The sequence below is a fragment of the Streptomyces sp. NPDC101237 genome (genome assembly GCF_044767465.1).
In the GTDB taxonomy this organism is placed as follows: Bacteria; Actinomycetota; Actinomycetes; order Streptomycetales; family Streptomycetaceae; genus Streptomyces; species Streptomyces gramineus.
In genome coordinates this window covers 24,115-39,630 of sequence record NZ_JBIWNY010000026.1, presented here as the reverse complement: position 1 = coordinate 39,630, position 15,516 = coordinate 24,115, and the positions used below count along the sequence as shown (strand labels likewise).

The following is a 15,516-nucleotide window of genomic DNA, read 5'->3' as shown; positions in this document are numbered from 1 at the left end:
GGCAGAAGGTGTGTGACGGGTGCGGAGGCAGTTGTGATAGAGGTCGAGCGGGTCATGACTTTGGATCATGCCCTGGCGGACGTCGTGCCGTTTCTCGCGGACTTCTCGAGGACCGAGATGTGGGATCCCGGCACCGTTTCCTGTGCCCGGGTGGACGACGGGGCCCTCGCGGTGGGTGCCGAGTGGGACAACCTCTCGGAGTTCCGCGGGCGTCGCACCTCATTGCGTTATCGGCTGGACCGCTTCGACGCAGACCGTCTGACGTTCGTGGGGCACAACAAGACGGCCACCTCCACCGACGACATGCGTTTCGAGGAGGTGGGCGGGCGGACCCGGCTGACCTACCGGGCGCGTATCGAGTTCCACGGTCTGGCTCGGCTGGCCGCTCCCCTGTTGAAGCAGGAGTTCGAGCGGCTCGGTGACGGCGTGGCCGATCGGCTGCCGAAGTCGGTCGACCACGCTCTGGGTGCACCTCCCCTCTGACCCGCCGTCCGCGGACCGGGGGTGGGTTAACCTGCCTGCATGCGGGGACAGTTCACCGGCTGGCCGGAGCAGGCCATGGACGTGTTGTGGCAGCTCCAGGGCGAACCGACCCACGCGACCCGCGAACGCTTCCGCGCGGACCGCGAACGCCTTGTCAGGCAGCCGATGATCGCTCTGCTCAACGAGGTCGCGGACACCGACTCGCGGTACGAGGACTTCTCCGTCTGGCACTACCGCACCGGCTCCTGGTGGTGGCAGCACCAGAGCGCGGTGATCCGGCTGGGCCGCAAGGTCGAGATCGGTCTCCGCTTCGACCTGGACGGCCTGCGGATCCAGGGCGCCTGGTGGTACCCGGATCCCGGTCAGGTGGACTCGTTCCGCAAGGCCGTAGCCTCCGAGGCGAGCGGCCGCGAACTCTCCGTCGTGATCGAGGACCTACGGAGCAAGGGCTACGACATCTCCGGCGACGTGATGAAACGACCTCCGCGCGGCTACCCGACGAACCATTCCCGCACGGACCTCCTGCGCCACCGCTCGCTGATCGCCGCCCGCCCCCTCGGCTGCGCGGAGTGGCTGCACACTCGCGAGGCTGTCGACCGGGTGCTGGCGGCCGCCACTGATCTGGACGCCCTGCTCATGTGGCTGGTCCGCCATGTGAAACGCGCCGGCTGACGTGACAGGAGTGCCGCCCGGAGCTGATGGAGGCGCACCCGATGCCGAACCGGGCGAGTCACGGAGGAAGCGGCGTGGCACCGCTAGCGGTGTTCGGGGTTCTCCTGGTCGCGGTGGCAGCCCGCGTCCCAGGCGCTGCGCTGGTTGCCGTAGGCGGGGATGCCGCCGAGGTCCTTCAGCGCGCGGGCCAGGTGCAGCAGGTTCCAGGTCATGAAGGTGGTGTTGCGGTTGGTGAAGTCGTTCTCCGGGCCGCCCGAGCCGGGGTCCAGGTAGGACGGTCCGGGGCCGGCCTCGCCGATCCACCCGGCGTCGGCCTGCGGCGGGATGGTGTATCCCAGGTGCTGCAGGCTGTAGAGGACGTTCATGGCACAGTGTTTGACACCGTCTTCGTTGCCGGTGATCAGGCAGCCGCCGACACGGCCGTAATAGGCGTACTGGCCCGCCTCGTTGAGCTGGCTGGAGCAGGCGTAGAGACGCTCGATCACACGTTTCATCACGGAGCTGTTGTCACCCAGCCAGATCGGTCCGGCCAGCACCAGGATGTCGGCGGCGAGCACCTGCTGGTAGAGGTCCGGCCAGGCGTCCGTCGCCCAGCCGTGCTCGGTCATGTCGGGCCACACGCCGGTGGCGATGTCCAGGTCCACGGCGCGGACGACATCGACGTGCACTCCCTGCGCCTTCATGATGGTGGTGCTTCGGTCGACCAGCCCCTGCGTGTTGCTGGTCTCCGGGGAGCGCTTGAGAGTGCAGTTGATCACCAGGGCGCGCAGGTCGTCGTACCGCGCCGGTGGTGCGTCCGTAGCGGGCGGCGAAGCGGTCACACGGTCCTCCCGAAGCTCAGCCGCCGGCCTGCGCACGGCGTTCGTCCACTTCGCCAGGGTGCGGGGCCGCGCCGGCAGCCGCCACCACACCGCCTCCGAATGGTCCCCTCGCTCCACACCCCGGTCGGCGGCCGAGGAGTGGCCCGGACAGCAGGGCGTGCCTACGTTCGTCGTATGGGCACCGAGGGCGCGACCGGGGCGCGGAACACGGCAGCGACGGAGGACGTCGCGCATCTCCTGGTGCGCTGTCTGCGGGCCGAGGGCGTGGAGTACGTCTTCGGGATCCCGGGTGAGGAGAACATCCGCTTCGTCGACGCGCTGAACGGCTCCGGTATACGGTACGTCCTGGTGCGGCACGAGCAGGCCGCCTCGTTCATGGCGGAGATCTACGGACGGCTGACCGGCCGGGCCGGCGTGTGTTCGGCGACCCTGGGGCCCGGCGCGATCAATCTGCTCCTCGGTGTCGCGGACGCCACGACCAACAGCGCGCCGCTGGTGGCCCTGGCCGCGCAGGGCTCCCTGCGCCGCCTCCACAAGGAGTCGCACCAGGTCATCGATCTCGTGTCGATGTTCGCCCCCGTCACCCAGTGGGCGGCTCAGATCTCGTGTCCGGACGGGGTGCCGGAGATGACCCGCAAGGCGTTCAAGACGGCGCAGAGCGAGCGCCCCGGTGCCGTGTTCCTGGCCGTGCCGGAGGACATCGAGGCGGCGTATCCCACTGAGCCGCTGGCACCTCTCCAGATCGACACGGTGCGTGCCGACGCTCCGTCCCCCTCTCAGGTCGCGCGGGCCGTCGAGGTGCTCACCACCGCCCGGCACCCGGTCGTGCTGGCGGGCCACGGCGCCGCCAGGGCCGGCGCGTCGGCCGCGCTGCTGCGGTTCGCCGAACGGCTGAACATCCCGGTCGCGACCACTTTCCACGGCAAGGGCGTGTTCCCCGACGACCATCCGGGCGCCCTCGGCGCGGTGGGCTTCATGCGCCACGACTACGTCAACTTCGGCTTCGACACCGCCGACGTGCTGATCTGCGTGGGCTACGAGATCCAGGAGTTCGACCCTGTCAAGATCAACCCGAACGGCGACAAGCGGATCCTGCACCTGCATCGCTTCGCCGCCGAGGTGGACGCCCACTACCCGGTGGCGGTGGGCGTCAAGGGTGATCCCTCGCAGGCTCTGGACGCGCTCTCGGCAGCACTGCCCGACGGTCTCACCTACGACCGGGCCGGCAGCGCGAGGATCCGCACCCTGCTCGACGAGGAGCTGCGGTACGGACGGGACAACGACGCCTTCCCCCTGGTGCCGCAGCGGGTGGTCGCGGACGTCCGCACGGCGCTGGACCGCCACGACATCGTGCTCGCCGACACCGGCGCCGGGAAGATGTGGATGTCCCGCCTCTACCCGACCTACGAACCGGACACCTGCCTGGTCTCCAACGGACTGTCCACCATGGGCTTCGCGTTGCCGGGGGCCATCGCCGCCAAGCTGGCCCGGCCCGATCGACGCGTCCTGGCCATGATGGGCGACGGCGCCTTCCTGATGAACTCCCAGGAGTTGGAGACCGCTGTCCGCGAGGACATCCCGCTGGTCGTCCTCGTCCTCGTGGACGAGGAGTACGGCCTGATCACCTGGAAGATGGAACTCGAACTGGGCCGCCACGGCCACACCCGGTTCACCAATCCGGACCTGGTCGGGTACGCGCGGAGCTTCGGCGCGCACGGCTATCGGATCGAGTCGGCCGAGCACCTTCTGCCCACGCTGACCCGTGCCCTCGACGACGGCGGCGTCTCCGTGATCGCCTGCCCCGTCGACTACTCCGAGAACCTGCGTCTGACCGACCGGCTCGGCGCACTCAGCGGTCCGTTCTGACCTGCGGGGGAGGCCGGCTGGTGCGAACTCCTGCTGTGGGCTGGGTGGACGACGCGAGCGCCCGTGGTGTGCGTCCCCGCACCGGTGCGGACGCGGCTCTGTCAGCGGTGATCGATAAGGTCTGCGCACCTGATCAGCTGAGGAGCACAGACCATGAGACCTCCGGCCGAGGTGGACCTCGTCCCGTGGCGCGCCCTGACCCACGCCTACGGTCCCGCCGAGGACGTGCCCGAGCTGATCAGAGCGCTCTACGAGAGCGACGAGGAGACGGTCGACGAAGCGCTGTACGAGCTGTACGGCAACATCCACCACCAAGGCACCGTCTACTCGGCGTCGGCGCCCGCCGTTCCCTTTCTCGCGCACGCCGTGCGGCACGCCCCGGCCAGGCGCGCCGAGTTGCTGATGCTCCTCGCCGTACTGGCCGACCATGATCCAGCGGACGCCGACCTGCCGCAGTGGCCCGGCAGTTCGGTCGCCGCCGTCTGCGCCGAACTCGGCCGGGAGCTACCGGAGTTGCTGTTCTGTCTCCAGGACACCGAGCGCGGGGTACGCCGGGCAGCGCTGCGAGTGGTAGCGGCCGTGGCCGACTCGCTTCCGGCGGAGCAGCGGGACGTCGTCGTGGCGCAGCTCGACGCGGCGTACGCCACCGACCCCGTGCCGTCGGTGCGGGCGGACGCCGTGGTCGTCCTGGACCGGCTCGGACGGGAGACGGCGGCGCTCGACAGCCCGCTGTCCGAGGTGAGACTGGCGGCGGCCACGCTCGCCGCCGCCCGATCCGGCCCGCCGTACGCGGCTCAGCTGGCGGATGTGATCGCCGAGGACGGTGCCGAACCCGATCCGGGGGACGACGACTTCCCATGGTCGGGCAGCGTGACCCAGGACGAGCGGCTGAGGAACCTGCTCACCGAGGACCCGGACGCCGGCTTCACCGTGGCCGCCCGCTGGATCGCGGCCGGAGACGTGGGCTCGCGTGGTTCCTGGCTGGTGGAGGAGATCGCCGCGACCTGGCGGGACCGGGAACCCGCGGTGGTGGACCTGCTGTTGTCAGCCCTGCCTCATCAGAGGGGAGCCCGCGCCCTCGCCGCCCGCATGCGCGCCATCGCTCACCAGGTCGAGGTGCTGCCCGAGGCCGACGCCGGTGTCCGCGACACCCTGCACAGGTACGCGACGGCCGAGGACGAGACCGCGGAGCCGGCACTTCTCGCTCTGGTGCACTGCCGCGACCACCGAGCCCTGGAACTGGTCCTGCGCCGACCCGGCGCTCGGCTTCTCGCCGCGGCTGCACGGTGCTTCCCGGGGGCGGCCGATCAGCTGATACCCGTGATCCGACAGGCGCTGGCGGCAGGCGCCACGGGGAACGAAGGCATCGCCCTGGTCGGTGCTCTCGCGCCGCTCGGTGCCGCCGCCCGCCAGGCGCAGCCGGAACTGGTGGCGTGCCTCCGGACCCGCCGCGCGGCCATCGTTGCCGCCCGTCGGCTCGGAGCGAACGGCGTGGCGACGACGGAGATCACCGACCTCCTTCTCGACGCCACGCAGAGCGCCGATCTCACGCTGCGCTCCGCCGCGGCCGCTGCTCACCACCAGCTGAGCGGGGATGCCGGCCCGGCCCTTCGCACCTTCGAGGGGTTGCTCTCACAGGCGGGTCAGACCCACTGGCACCTGGGCGCTCTGGAGCCGCTGGGCAGCGCCGCCGCTCCCCTGCTGCCGTTGATCGAGCCCCTGCTCGAAGCACGGTACGAGTGGACTCGATTGGCCGCCGCCGAGAGTTTCCACCGGATCACCGGATCCCCGGAGCGCTCCGTCCCCGTCCTCGTCGATCTGGTCGGCGCCACGCCGGTCGGGCTGCGTGCCCTCGGCGCTCTGGCCGCCATTGGTCAGGTCCCGGAAGAGCTCCGTCCCACACTTCGCTCCTTCGCCTTCTCACCGCTCCGCCTGATCCATGACTCGTCCCTCCCGGGACAGGACCATCCGGACGAGGAACTCCGCACCCTCGCCCGGTCACTGCTGGCAGTCGGTCAGTGAGGGGGGCTGCCTCGATCCGGTGACACTTGTGTGACCAGGGGGTGGGCACACCCGGACGACACCGTCCTCAGCTCGTCGTCGCGAGCACCGCCGCGGTCCGGCCGGGGTCCCGAGCCTCGTCCGGTCGGCGCGTCAGGTCTGAAACACGACTCCGCCGTGTCGTCCGCGGTCTCGGACGCGGCGAATCGCGGTGTGCCGGTTCAGGGTTCCACGTTCGCGTCGGGCTCTGCGTTCGCGTCGGGCGCCGGCTCGGTGGGACGCGCGGAGTGGTGGTGGTCCAGGAGCGTCAGCAGGTCCTCCACGGTGGCCGGGGCGTCGGCGGGGTGGCGCAGGAAAGTACCGCGGGCGATGCGGTAGACGTTCGAGCGGCCCTCCCGCACATGGGTGAGGTAGCCGCCTGCCTCCAGGTCCGCGATGATCTTCTGAACCGCTCGTTCGGTGAGCCGGCAGCGAGCGGCGATGTCGCGGACACGAGTCGTGTTGTCCGCCGCGATGGCGGCCAGTACCCGAGCGTGGTTGGTCAGGAAGGTCCAGCCCGCATGTGACTCTTGCGCTCGCTCCATACCCTCAACGGTACAAGTTGGTTTCACGTCTTCAAAGAGGCGAATTCTCATTCGTGTACAGGTTGACGTGAAGGGCGAGTGAGGTGAGTCTTGTCGTAACGCAGTGACGAGAAGACGTGTGCGCGGGAGCCGAGCATGTCCCATGACGTGTCCCCTTCTTCTGGCGGGTGGGTCCATGGCGAGGACGACAGTCCGTCCGAGCCGTCGCCTCCTCCGGTGCCCGTGGGCCCGCAGGTCGCCGTGACCACGGCGCGCGGGGTCGTGTCCGTCGTCGGTCAGCTGGACCTGGACAGCGCACCGCTGCTGCGACAGGTGCTGAGCGATGCTTTGGCGAGTTCGTCCGGCAGGTTGGAGCTGGACCTCGCGGGCGTCGACTTCTGCGACTGCTCGGGGCTCAACGTCCTGCTGCACGCGCGCCATCGGGCCCGGGAGCGAGGGAAGGACCTCGTCCTGCGCGCCGCCGGGCCGGCCGTGGAGAGGGTCCTCTCCCTCACCGGCACCCTCGCGCTGTTCCGCACCGATACGGCGGGATCCTGCGAACCCCCACCCGGACGTGTGAACGCGGTGGCAGTACACGACGCACGTGAGAGCGGACCGGACGGGACCGGACACGCCGACCCTGCCGGACACCCGAAGGCGCCCGCTGTTCGCACGGACACGGCCATGGCCCGTGGCGTGCTCACGTCCTCGTCGCGGCTCGCCTCCAGCCAGTCGAGGCAGGTCTTCCTGAAGGCGTCCGGGCGGAGGGACTCGACGGTGCATCGGATCGCCGGCCCAGAGGTGTGGAGGTCCGAGCGCCGGACCATCCCCGGGCCACCCGCCGACCGCCTGGTCACGGCGGACCAGACGCACGGCATCTCCGCGGCACGACCGGACGGCACACGTCACGTCGACCAGACGCCTACGTGATGAGGACGGCTTGCGCGACCGCGCGTCGACCGGCAGTTCGGGCGCCGTAGCGGCGGCCCGACGGTGGCGCTTCTCCCTACCGGGCGTGCCATTCCTCCGCGCTGGCCCTGTACACCGTTCGGCGGGCTCGGTTGAGATTGCCGAGCGGACGGAAGTGAGCGGGGGCGTGCCAGGGGCTGAACGCGAGTGTGTCGATGTGGTCGCGGGTCGCCCGGCCGTTCCGGTCGAGGATGTTCTGCGCGGGAATCGTCAGGGTGGCGACGTGGAGCCAGGGCGAGTCGTCCTCCTTCCATTCGACCGCCCCGTCCTCGATCGGGGTCAGCTGCTCGCTGACGTACCTCTGGACGTGGAGGGCGAAACGCACCGGTGCGGTGCTCAGCCGGTCGGCGAAGTCGGCCAGGAGTCCGTCGGGTGACTGCACCTGCGGGAGGGCCGCGGGGCCGGGTGTTCCGGCTGGGCTGAGGCGAAACCTGACGGGTCCGGTCTCCCCCCACAGGACGGCCCCGCGGCTCCAGTAGGACTCCAGGGCGAGACTCGCCGTCGGACGGTTGGCCCGGCGGAGGTTGTCGAGGATGCGCGCGGTCTCCGAGGGTCCGAACCTCGCCAGCATGCGCGCCTGGATCTGGTCCTTGGGTCCGGCTCCGATCTCGGCGATCTCCACGAACTGGGTCGCGTCGCGAGCGTGGGAGACCGGGTAGCTGGTCATGAGAAGGTCGTGGTCGCCGCCGCCCGGAAGGCTGATCTTCAGTGCGGCGCCCCGGAGATCGGGACGGCCGTCGGGGCTGATGACGCCGCTGGCGTTGGACAGCCGGACGGTAGCCCGCAGCCGCGCACCGGCGGTGAAGTCGCTGGCGGCCAGGTCGTCGGGAAGGTCGGTGCGAAAAGCGAGTTCGGCGTCGGACACTCCGACGACGATCTTGGCGTGGAAGGTCCGGCGGGACACCGTGGAGCCGGACTCCCGTTTGTTGGCCCGCTGGAGGCCGACGACGATGTCCGCCAGGTCGCGGAAGTGGGCCTCCTCGGCCTCGGGCGAGCCGTGGAGGTGGATCTCACGCCACCCGGGCGACGCCCCCGGAGCAGCAGGCGGACTGTCGTGACGGTCGTTCATCGTGCGTCTTCCTCTTCCGGTGGCGTGGTCGTTCAGATGAGCCGGGCATTGTGGGCGGCGGTGCCGATGACGTCGTCGAGCCGTCCGGCGAGGACCTGTCGTGCCGCGCTCAGGGTGAATCCGGCGGCGGTCCTGGCGGGTACGTGGGCCGGGACGGTGAGCGCGTAGGGGTCGACGAGGACGTCGACGACGACGGGGCCTCCGGTGTGTGCCAGTGCGGCCCTCAGGGCGTCCTCGACGTCGTCGGGGTCTTCGACGCGGATGCCTTTGGCGCCCATCGCCTCGGCCACGGCGGCGAAGTCAGGTGTGGCGAAGTCGGTTCCGAACGGCACCAAGCCGGCTTCCTGTTGCTCGATCTTGACGAAGTCCAGGCCGCTGTTGTTGAAGACGACGTGGACCACGGGCAGCCGACGCTGCACCTCGGTGAGCAGGTCACCGAGCGCCAGCATGGTGAATCCGCCGTCGCCGCACAGCGCGATCGTCTGCCGGCCGGGGAAGGCGAGCTGGGCACCGAAAGCACCGGGTGAGGCGGTGGCCATGGAAGCCCAGGAGAACGATCCGAACAGCCGGCGTTCCGGGCCGTACTTGATGTGCCGGGCGGCCCATATGACGGGAGTCCCGGTGTCGGCGAAGAACAGCGCGTCGTCGTCGGCCAGGTCACTGAGGGTGGCCGCGAGGTATTCGGGTCTGATCGGTTTGATGCGGGAGCCCTTGTCCGTGTAGTGCCGTGCTCTGCGATGGAATCGCTCGGTCTCCTCCACACAGTGGGTGAGGAACCCGGTGTCGGGCTTCGGCTCGACCATCGGCAGCAGCGCGGACACGGTCTCCTGTACGTCGCCCGCGACCCCCAGCGCGACCGGGACGCGTCGGCCGAGCCGTTCAGGACTCCGGTCGACCTGGATGATCTTGGTGCCGTGGTGCGGCAGGAAGTCGCTGAAGGGGAAGTCCGTGCCGAGCATCAGCAGCACGTCGGCATGGTGCAGCGCGTGGTGGCAGCCGCCGTAGCCGAGGAGTCCGGTCATCCCGACCGCGTTGGCGTTGTCGTGTTCGAGGAACTGTTTGCCTTTGAGCGAGTATCCGACGGGGGCGCTCAGCTTCGCCGCGAGGGCCGTCACCTCGGCGTGCGCTCCGGCGCAGCCCTGTCCGCCGAAGACCGCGACCGTGCGCGCCTGGTTGATCATCTCAGCCATGGCGGAGAGGTCCTCCGTACCGGCGGGGACACGCGCCGGTCGCGGCAGCCGGATCGCGTAGTCGTCCTTCCGGGCGGCCGCGGCCGCGATGTCGCCGGGCAGTGCCACGACGGCGGGTCCGCCCCGGGTCACGGCGGCCGTCACCGCCGAGGTCACGACGGCGCGGAGCTGACCGGGGCTGACCAGGCGGCCGACGTAGACCGCCGCGGGTGCGAAGAAGCGGTACGGGTTCAGCTCCTCTACGGTCTCCGTGTCCATCAGCACGGTTTCGGTGTCGCCGGCCAGGACGATGACGGGCACCCTTTCCTTGAGGGCGTCCAGCATGCCGTTGATCAGGTGTGCCACCCCGGGACCGGCCGTCCCGCACACGGCGACGGGCTGCCCGGTCAGCTTCGCCTCGGCGACCGCGGCGAAGACGCCGAACTCCTCGTTGCGTACGTGCACGAAGTCGACCTGCCCGTTGCGGCGCATCGCGTCGACCACCGGGTTGAGCGCATCACCCACGATTCCGTAGCAGCGCCGCACACCCGCGCTGACCAGCATCTCCCACAGACCGTCTGCCACCGTCCGCGACATGGCGGATGCCTCCTTTCTCGTCCCGTCTCGTCGGATTCGCTCAGCGTTGGCCGGTCGGTGCGTCGAGGACTCCGGCACGCGGGTTCAGCGCCCAGTCGAGGACGTGGTCGGCGACCTCCTCCCATCCGGATTCGCCGCAGGTGAAGTGATCGCGGCCCCCGAAGACGGTGTGGGCGGTGACGGCCGTCGAGTGCTTCACGTTCTTCTCGTAGTTCTGTCGCTGGACGGCGGGAGGCAGGATGTGGTCGCTGCCACCGGAGACGAACAGCAGCGGGGCGCGGTCGTCGTCGGAGAAGTCGAAGGTCGTGGCCGCGTGCGGGGTGAGCGTCGCGAGGCCGCCCTGGAAGAGGATGCGGGCCGGTGTCGGAACCGCGTAGCGCTCGTAGGCCCGCCGGGAGTCCTCCTCCGGCAGCGTGTTGGTGAAGGCGTAGTGGAACTGCTCGGCCGTCAGGGGAACGGCCCGGTGCACGTTGGCCGGGTTCTTGAGGACGGGCAGGACGGAGCGGAGCTCGGAGAGGGGCATCGCGTTGACGCCCTTGACCGCGGCGCCGTCGATCGACACTCCCGCCGCGCCGAGCCCGGCGCCCACCAGGAGCTGCGCGAACGTCCCGCCGAAGGAGTGCCCCATGATGATCGGCGGGGTGTCGAGTTCTGCGACGACCCGGGTGAGGTGATCCATCACCTCCCGCACGCCGACGCCGGCGAGGGCGGACGCGTCCTCACGCAGCGCCGACACGCCGGCCTCGCCGGGTTCTATCCCGGGGTAGCCGGGCGTGAGCACGGTGAAGCCCCGCTCCTCGTACCTGGTCACCCAGTGCTCCCAGGCGAGCGGGGTCATCCACAGGCCATGGATCAGGACGATCGTCCGCGGTGCCGAATTCATGCCGGCGTCCTTCCGTCGGTGCGGCAGCCGACCGGGGCGTCTCCCGGCGGTTCGGTCCTGCCGCGGTCAGCATGTCTCCGCGCCCGCTGTGCACGGGCCCAACGATCGGGCGCGCCGTCGTGCGTGACGACGACCGGCGGCCGACTCGACGAACGGTGATGCCGGCGGATTCAACGACCGGCGAGACCCGCGGACCCGGCGACCTCGGCGGCTGGTGCCGTCCGGAACCCTCCGGGGCCGTCCGGTCCTCGAACGAGCCGGTCTGGAGGACGGCGATCGTCGCAGCGTTGGCCCGCGGGTCGTCGTGCCGTTGGCCCGCGGGTCGTCGTGTTCACTCCGGTCGAGCCGGAAGAACCGCCCCGGCCGTGTTCTCCCACACCACGGCCAGCCGGGCGAGTTCGCGATGCGCGTGCCGGTCCAGGTCCAGGCCCGACAGCCTCTCTATCCGGTTGATGCGGTAGAGCAGGGTGTTGCGGTGGGCCGGGAGCGCCGCGGCTGTCGCCGTCCGGTTGAAACCGTGCGCGGAGAGACTTCGCAGCGTCTGCGACAACGTCCCGGAGGGGTCCTCGGTGTCCAGCGGGCCCAGGACCCTCCGTACGATGTCCTCCGCCAGGCGGGGCGAGTTGGCGAGCATGAGTTCCGTCAGGTAGTCGTCCACGCGGACCCGTCCGCGGCGCCCGGCACGGGCCGCGAGAGTGACGAGATCATGCATGGTGCCGACGGCCTCCGCGAGCGCGCCGTCACCGGTGACCGGCTCAGCGGCGAGGATCAGCGTCCTGTCGGCGAGGAATCCGGTCCAGTCGAAGTCCGGCCTCGTCAGGCCCGCGACGCGGTGCCCCTCCGCGTAGGCGAGAGCACCCGCGGACCGGATGCGCGCCGCCAGGCCCGCGTGTGCCGCGGCCGAGCCGCCGTCGATGGCCGCGACGAAAGGACCATGCGGCCCGGCCAGGTCGAATCCCAGGCGCTCGGCCCTGTCCAGATCCTCGATGGTCGTCGCCGCCCGGGCGCAGACCCGCGCGAACAGGGTCGCCGCGCGGGAGTTCCCGCCCGCGGACGGAAGGTCGCGCTGGTCGGCGAACGCGCGCGTGACCGTCGTCAGGGCAACGTCGAGGAACGCCCACGGCACGTCCAGGTGCGGCAGGAGGTACGTCCCGCCTTCGGGCGGGACCGCCTCGACCAGGCTGCCGCGCACCGCCCGCGCGGTCCCGCAGCAGGCACGTATCACGGCCTCGGCACCCACTCCCTGCCGTGCGGCCTCCCGCGCCGTCTCGTACAGCTCGGAGAGCAGGTCGTCGTCGGGTCCCTGCCCGTCCAGCAACCAGCTCCTCACCAGTTCGAGGCTCCGGCGGATGACGTCCCCCACGACTCCCGTCCGGCAGCCGCGCCCGGATATCCGGCCCGCCGGAGTGCCGCGCAGGTCACAGGCCACTTGCCGCACGAGCGACTCGCTGTCCAGAGAGCGGAGGATGGCGCGCAGCGGCCCGACCGCCGCGGGGCCGATGCCGACCCGTGGCATGGCGTGCATGAGCGTTACCTTCCGGCGGCCCGGTGCCGTGCGTCGTCGGACGACGCGTGGCGGAGCAGGATCGGGAACACGGGCGGCAGGCGGCGGCCCGCGCCCGGAGTTCGAAGATGGCTTCCGGCAGGGCGGTATGGCCGGCGGCAGCCGGGGCGGGACGCGGCCGGTGCCGTGGTCGTCCCCGGGCCTGACGCCGTTCGGCGCGGGACGGAGAGGGGCGCTCGGCAACTCGCCGTCACAGCATGGCCGGTGGAGGGAGCAGGAAGTTCCACGCGCTCAGCACACCGCTGACGAACGCCACGAGCGACGCGGGCAGCAGCGCGTACAGTCCCTCGGGTGTGCCGGACGCCAGGACGGCTCCACCGACCACCATCAGCACCATGACGACGATGCCGGTGTCCCGGCGGTCGAACAGGCCGGCCAGCCGCGCGTCCGCGGGACCGGGCCCGCGCTTTCGCCGCCCGATGACCAGCAGACCGAGCCCGCCGCACAGCCCCGCGGTCATCAGCTCGGTGCCCAGCGCCCAGCCGGGCTGGCGAGGCGTCAGCAGAAGCGTCGCCATGGCCAGCGGCGCCATGAACAGCACGAGGGTCTGCGCCGCGATCGCCCGCAGGCCAGGATGTCTGGCGATCCGGTCCGCGTTCAGGGACACCGCGACGAACAACAGGCCGGTGAGCGCACCACTGGCCCCACCGGTCATCACGCCGAAGCTCTCCCAGTCGACCAGACCAGCCATGTCCTCGCACTCTCCCTTTCATGACCGCCACGACGTCGTCGGCACAGCCGCGACGAAGCCGTCGGCGCATCTTTCCCAGCACACTCGTCCGGCCCCTCCTGGCCCCCACCCGCACCTGCCGGAACCCCGGTCGGCGCGTCGCGCGAGGCCGCACCGGCGCACCGGCGCACCGGCCCACCGGCCCACCGCCGAAAAGCGCTTCCGGCCTGGCCATTGAAAGCCCTTCGCTCTTGTGCGGGGGCACGAAGACGGCGCCTGATTTTGGGAGTTCGCCCACGAGAGCCGTCGATAGCTTCGCGGCATGAACAAGAGTCCCGTCGCCCGCCTGGGCAGTTCCTGGATCTGGCACCTGCTTTACGGGCTGGTCTCGATCGGCGCAGGCATCACCGCCGTGTCATGGCCCGGCCCCACCCTCGTCGTGCTCGCCGTGCTCCTCGGCGCACAACTCATCGCCACCGGGCTCTTCCGCCTGGTGGGAGCAGCAAGCCTGGGAGAGACAGGCACCGCCCGCACTCTCACGGCGGTGCTCGGTGTGGTGAGTCTGGTGCTCGGGCTGTACGCCGTCCGGCACCTTCTCCTCACCGTGCTCGCGCTGGGCCTGCTGATCGGGGTCTACTGGATCGTGGACGGCTTCACCGCGGCGTTCGCGGCCGTCGACCACCCCGGCCTGCCCGGGCGAGGATGGATCGCCTTCATCGGGCTCCTCAGTGTCCTCGCCGGCCTGACCCTGCTGGTCTGGCCGGAGCTGTCGCTGCTGACCCTGTCCTTCCTCGCCGGGCTGTGGCTGATCATGCTCGGCGCCATGCAGCTAGGGCTGGCGCGACGAATCCGGTACACGGTCAGAGCGGCCTGACCGGTCCCGTACACCCTTCCCGCAGACCTCTTGGCCCCGCCCGGCCTCCGGGCTCGGTCACGGCCCGCGTCGCGGCCACGCCTCGGGGGCCGCGAGCCGTTCCACCACCACCGCGGTGCCGGCGACTCGTGTCGGTCCCGGCGCACCCCGGCCTACTCGAAGGGGTCCGGACGCCTCGTCGCCGACTGTACGTCCGCGGCAAGTTTCTCCCAGGTCACCGCTAGCAGGACGAGGGTCCGGTCGCGCTGGTCCCTGAGCGACAGACCGGTGATCTTCTCGATCCGGCCCAGCCGGTAGAGGAGGGTGTTGCGGTGCACCGGCAGTGCGGCCGCGGCGGCCGTGCTGTCGAAGCCGTGAAGCGCGAGACTTCGCAGCGTGTCCGCGAGATCCACGGCTTCGGCCCGCTCCAGTGGGCCGAAGACCCGTCTGACCATGCGGTCGGAGACGCCCGGGGAATCGGCGAGGAGCAGTTCGGGCAGGTATTCGTCGGCGTGCACGCGGCCCCGTCGTCCGGACCGGGCCGCGATGGCGACCAGCGCCCGCAAGCCGTCGACCGCCGCGCCGAGCAGGCCGCGGGTGACGGGTGGGTCCTGCGCCAGGATCAGCCGCGCGTCCTCCAGGAACGGCGCCCAGCCGAACCCTTCCGGTGTCAGACCGGTCACCCGCAGCCCTTCGGTGAACGCGAGAACCCCGGTCGCGCGCAACCGTGCGGCAAGGTCGGCGTGACTGCCGATGGAGGCACCCACCAACCGCGCGGTGAACGGGCGATACGGGCCCACCAGGTCGAACCCGAGCCGTGCGGCACGGTCGCGGTCCTCGATCGTGACCGGCAGCCGTGCGCAGAGCCTGTCGAAGAGGGCACGAGCACGCCGGTCGCCTGCCGTCGAGGGCGCGTCCTGCTGGTCGGCGTAGGCCTGCGCGAACACGTCCACCACCAGGTCGAGGTAGTCCTCCGCGCAGCTCCACACCGTGTCCCACTCGGTGAGGAGCACCGCCCGGTCCTCGTCGGCGGCCAGGTCGAGCAGCGCCTCCCAGAACATCCGTGCACCACGCCGGTAGACGAGGATGCTGTCCTCGATCGGTTGGCCGGCGACGGCACGAGCGCGCAGGAACTCGTGCAACTCCGCCCGGACGTAGTCGTCGGGCGGCGAACCGTTGATCATCCATCGCAGCAGCAACTCGACGTTCCACCGCACGACAGCCGTCCGGTCCACCGGCCACTCGAAGCTCGTATAGGCCGTCAGTTGGTCGAACCCGGTGGCCATGCGACGGACCACCACCCCGACGTCGAGGCGCTCCAGAACAGACCGCAGAT

General features: G+C 70.7%; 14 protein-coding genes. 6 read left to right on the top strand and 8 right to left on the bottom strand.

What is annotated here, in order from left to right; genetic code table 11:
• The first annotated feature begins 33 nt into the window (after positions 1–33).
• Both ACIRQ9_RS31590 and ACIRQ9_RS31585 read left to right on the top strand, forming a co-directional pair.
• Positions 34–483, top strand: a complete 450-nt coding sequence (locus tag ACIRQ9_RS31590; protein ID WP_404181118.1) for an SRPBCC family protein — start codon at positions 34–36, stop codon at positions 481–483.
• Between the two features lie 39 nt (positions 484–522).
• Complete coding sequence (locus tag ACIRQ9_RS31585; protein WP_404181115.1) at positions 523–1,155, top strand: DUF2461 family protein; 633 nt, start codon at positions 523–525, stop codon at positions 1,153–1,155.
• An 83-nt stretch (positions 1,156–1,238) separates the two neighbouring features.
• Here ACIRQ9_RS31585 and ACIRQ9_RS31580 read toward each other — a convergent pair whose 3' ends face one another.
• Complete coding sequence (locus ACIRQ9_RS31580) at positions 1,239–1,976, bottom strand: flavodoxin family protein (RefSeq protein ID WP_404181112.1); 738 nt, start codon at positions 1,974–1,976, stop codon at positions 1,239–1,241.
• 174 nt (positions 1,977–2,150) lie between these two features.
• On the opposite strand from ACIRQ9_RS31580, the gene ACIRQ9_RS31575 reads away from it, so the two are divergent.
• On the top strand, positions 2,151–3,842 hold the full coding sequence (locus ACIRQ9_RS31575) for an acetolactate synthase large subunit (RefSeq protein ID WP_404181109.1): 1,692 nt from the start codon (positions 2,151–2,153) through the stop codon (positions 3,840–3,842).
• Between the two features lie 153 nt (positions 3,843–3,995).
• The gene (locus tag ACIRQ9_RS31570) at positions 3,996–5,864 is read left to right on the top strand and encodes a hypothetical protein (RefSeq protein ID WP_404181106.1); all 1,869 of its coding nucleotides are present in this window, start codon (positions 3,996–3,998) and stop codon (positions 5,862–5,864) included.
• 200 nt (positions 5,865–6,064) lie between these two features.
• Here the strand turns inward: ACIRQ9_RS31570 and ACIRQ9_RS31565 are convergent, their stop codons facing one another.
• Complete coding sequence (locus ACIRQ9_RS31565) at positions 6,065–6,427, bottom strand: helix-turn-helix transcriptional regulator (protein WP_404181103.1); 363 nt, start codon at positions 6,425–6,427, stop codon at positions 6,065–6,067.
• 216 nt (positions 6,428–6,643) lie between these two features.
• Between ACIRQ9_RS31565 and ACIRQ9_RS31560 the strand changes: the two genes are divergently transcribed.
• A complete protein-coding gene (locus ACIRQ9_RS31560) occupies positions 6,644–7,336 on the top strand; it encodes an STAS domain-containing protein (protein WP_404181100.1) in 693 nt (230 codons plus the stop codon).
• Positions 7,337–7,412: 76 nt separating this feature from the next.
• Here the strand turns inward: ACIRQ9_RS31560 and ACIRQ9_RS31555 are convergent, their stop codons facing one another.
• The 5 genes from ACIRQ9_RS31555 to ACIRQ9_RS31535 all read right to left on the bottom strand — a co-directional run bounded on the left by ACIRQ9_RS31555 (position 7,413) and on the right by ACIRQ9_RS31535 (position 13,348).
• Positions 7,413–8,444 (bottom strand): hypothetical protein, encoded by a 1,032-nt coding sequence (locus ACIRQ9_RS31555; protein ID WP_404181097.1) that lies wholly within the window; start codon positions 8,442–8,444, stop codon positions 7,413–7,415.
• 32 nt (positions 8,445–8,476) lie between these two features.
• The gene (locus ACIRQ9_RS31550) at positions 8,477–10,210 is read right to left on the bottom strand and encodes a thiamine pyrophosphate-dependent enzyme (RefSeq protein ID WP_404181094.1); all 1,734 of its coding nucleotides are present in this window, start codon (positions 10,208–10,210) and stop codon (positions 8,477–8,479) included.
• Between the two features lie 40 nt (positions 10,211–10,250).
• Positions 10,251–11,093: an alpha/beta hydrolase gene (locus ACIRQ9_RS31545; protein ID WP_404181090.1), complete on the bottom strand. Its 843-nt coding sequence runs from the start codon at positions 11,091–11,093 to the stop codon at positions 10,251–10,253.
• Positions 11,094–11,424: 331 nt separating this feature from the next.
• Positions 11,425–12,618, bottom strand: coding sequence for a PucR family transcriptional regulator (locus ACIRQ9_RS31540; protein WP_404181087.1), 1,194 nt, complete (start codon positions 12,616–12,618; stop codon positions 11,425–11,427).
• A 229-nt stretch (positions 12,619–12,847) separates the two neighbouring features.
• Positions 12,848–13,348 carry a hypothetical protein gene (locus ACIRQ9_RS31535; protein ID WP_404181084.1) on the bottom strand — a complete coding sequence of 167 codons (501 nt, stop codon included), beginning with the start codon at positions 13,346–13,348 and terminating at the stop codon, positions 12,848–12,850.
• Between the two features lie 301 nt (positions 13,349–13,649).
• Here ACIRQ9_RS31535 and ACIRQ9_RS31530 point away from each other — a divergent pair, with 301 nt between their 5' ends.
• A complete protein-coding gene (locus tag ACIRQ9_RS31530) occupies positions 13,650–14,201 on the top strand; it encodes an HdeD family acid-resistance protein (protein WP_404181081.1) in 552 nt (183 codons plus the stop codon).
• 152 nt (positions 14,202–14,353) lie between these two features.
• Here the strand turns inward: ACIRQ9_RS31530 and ACIRQ9_RS31525 are convergent, their stop codons facing one another.
• Positions 14,354–15,466, bottom strand: a complete 1,113-nt coding sequence (locus ACIRQ9_RS31525) for a PucR family transcriptional regulator (protein WP_404181078.1) — start codon at positions 15,464–15,466, stop codon at positions 14,354–14,356.
• Between the last annotated feature and the right edge of the window lie 50 nt (positions 15,467–15,516).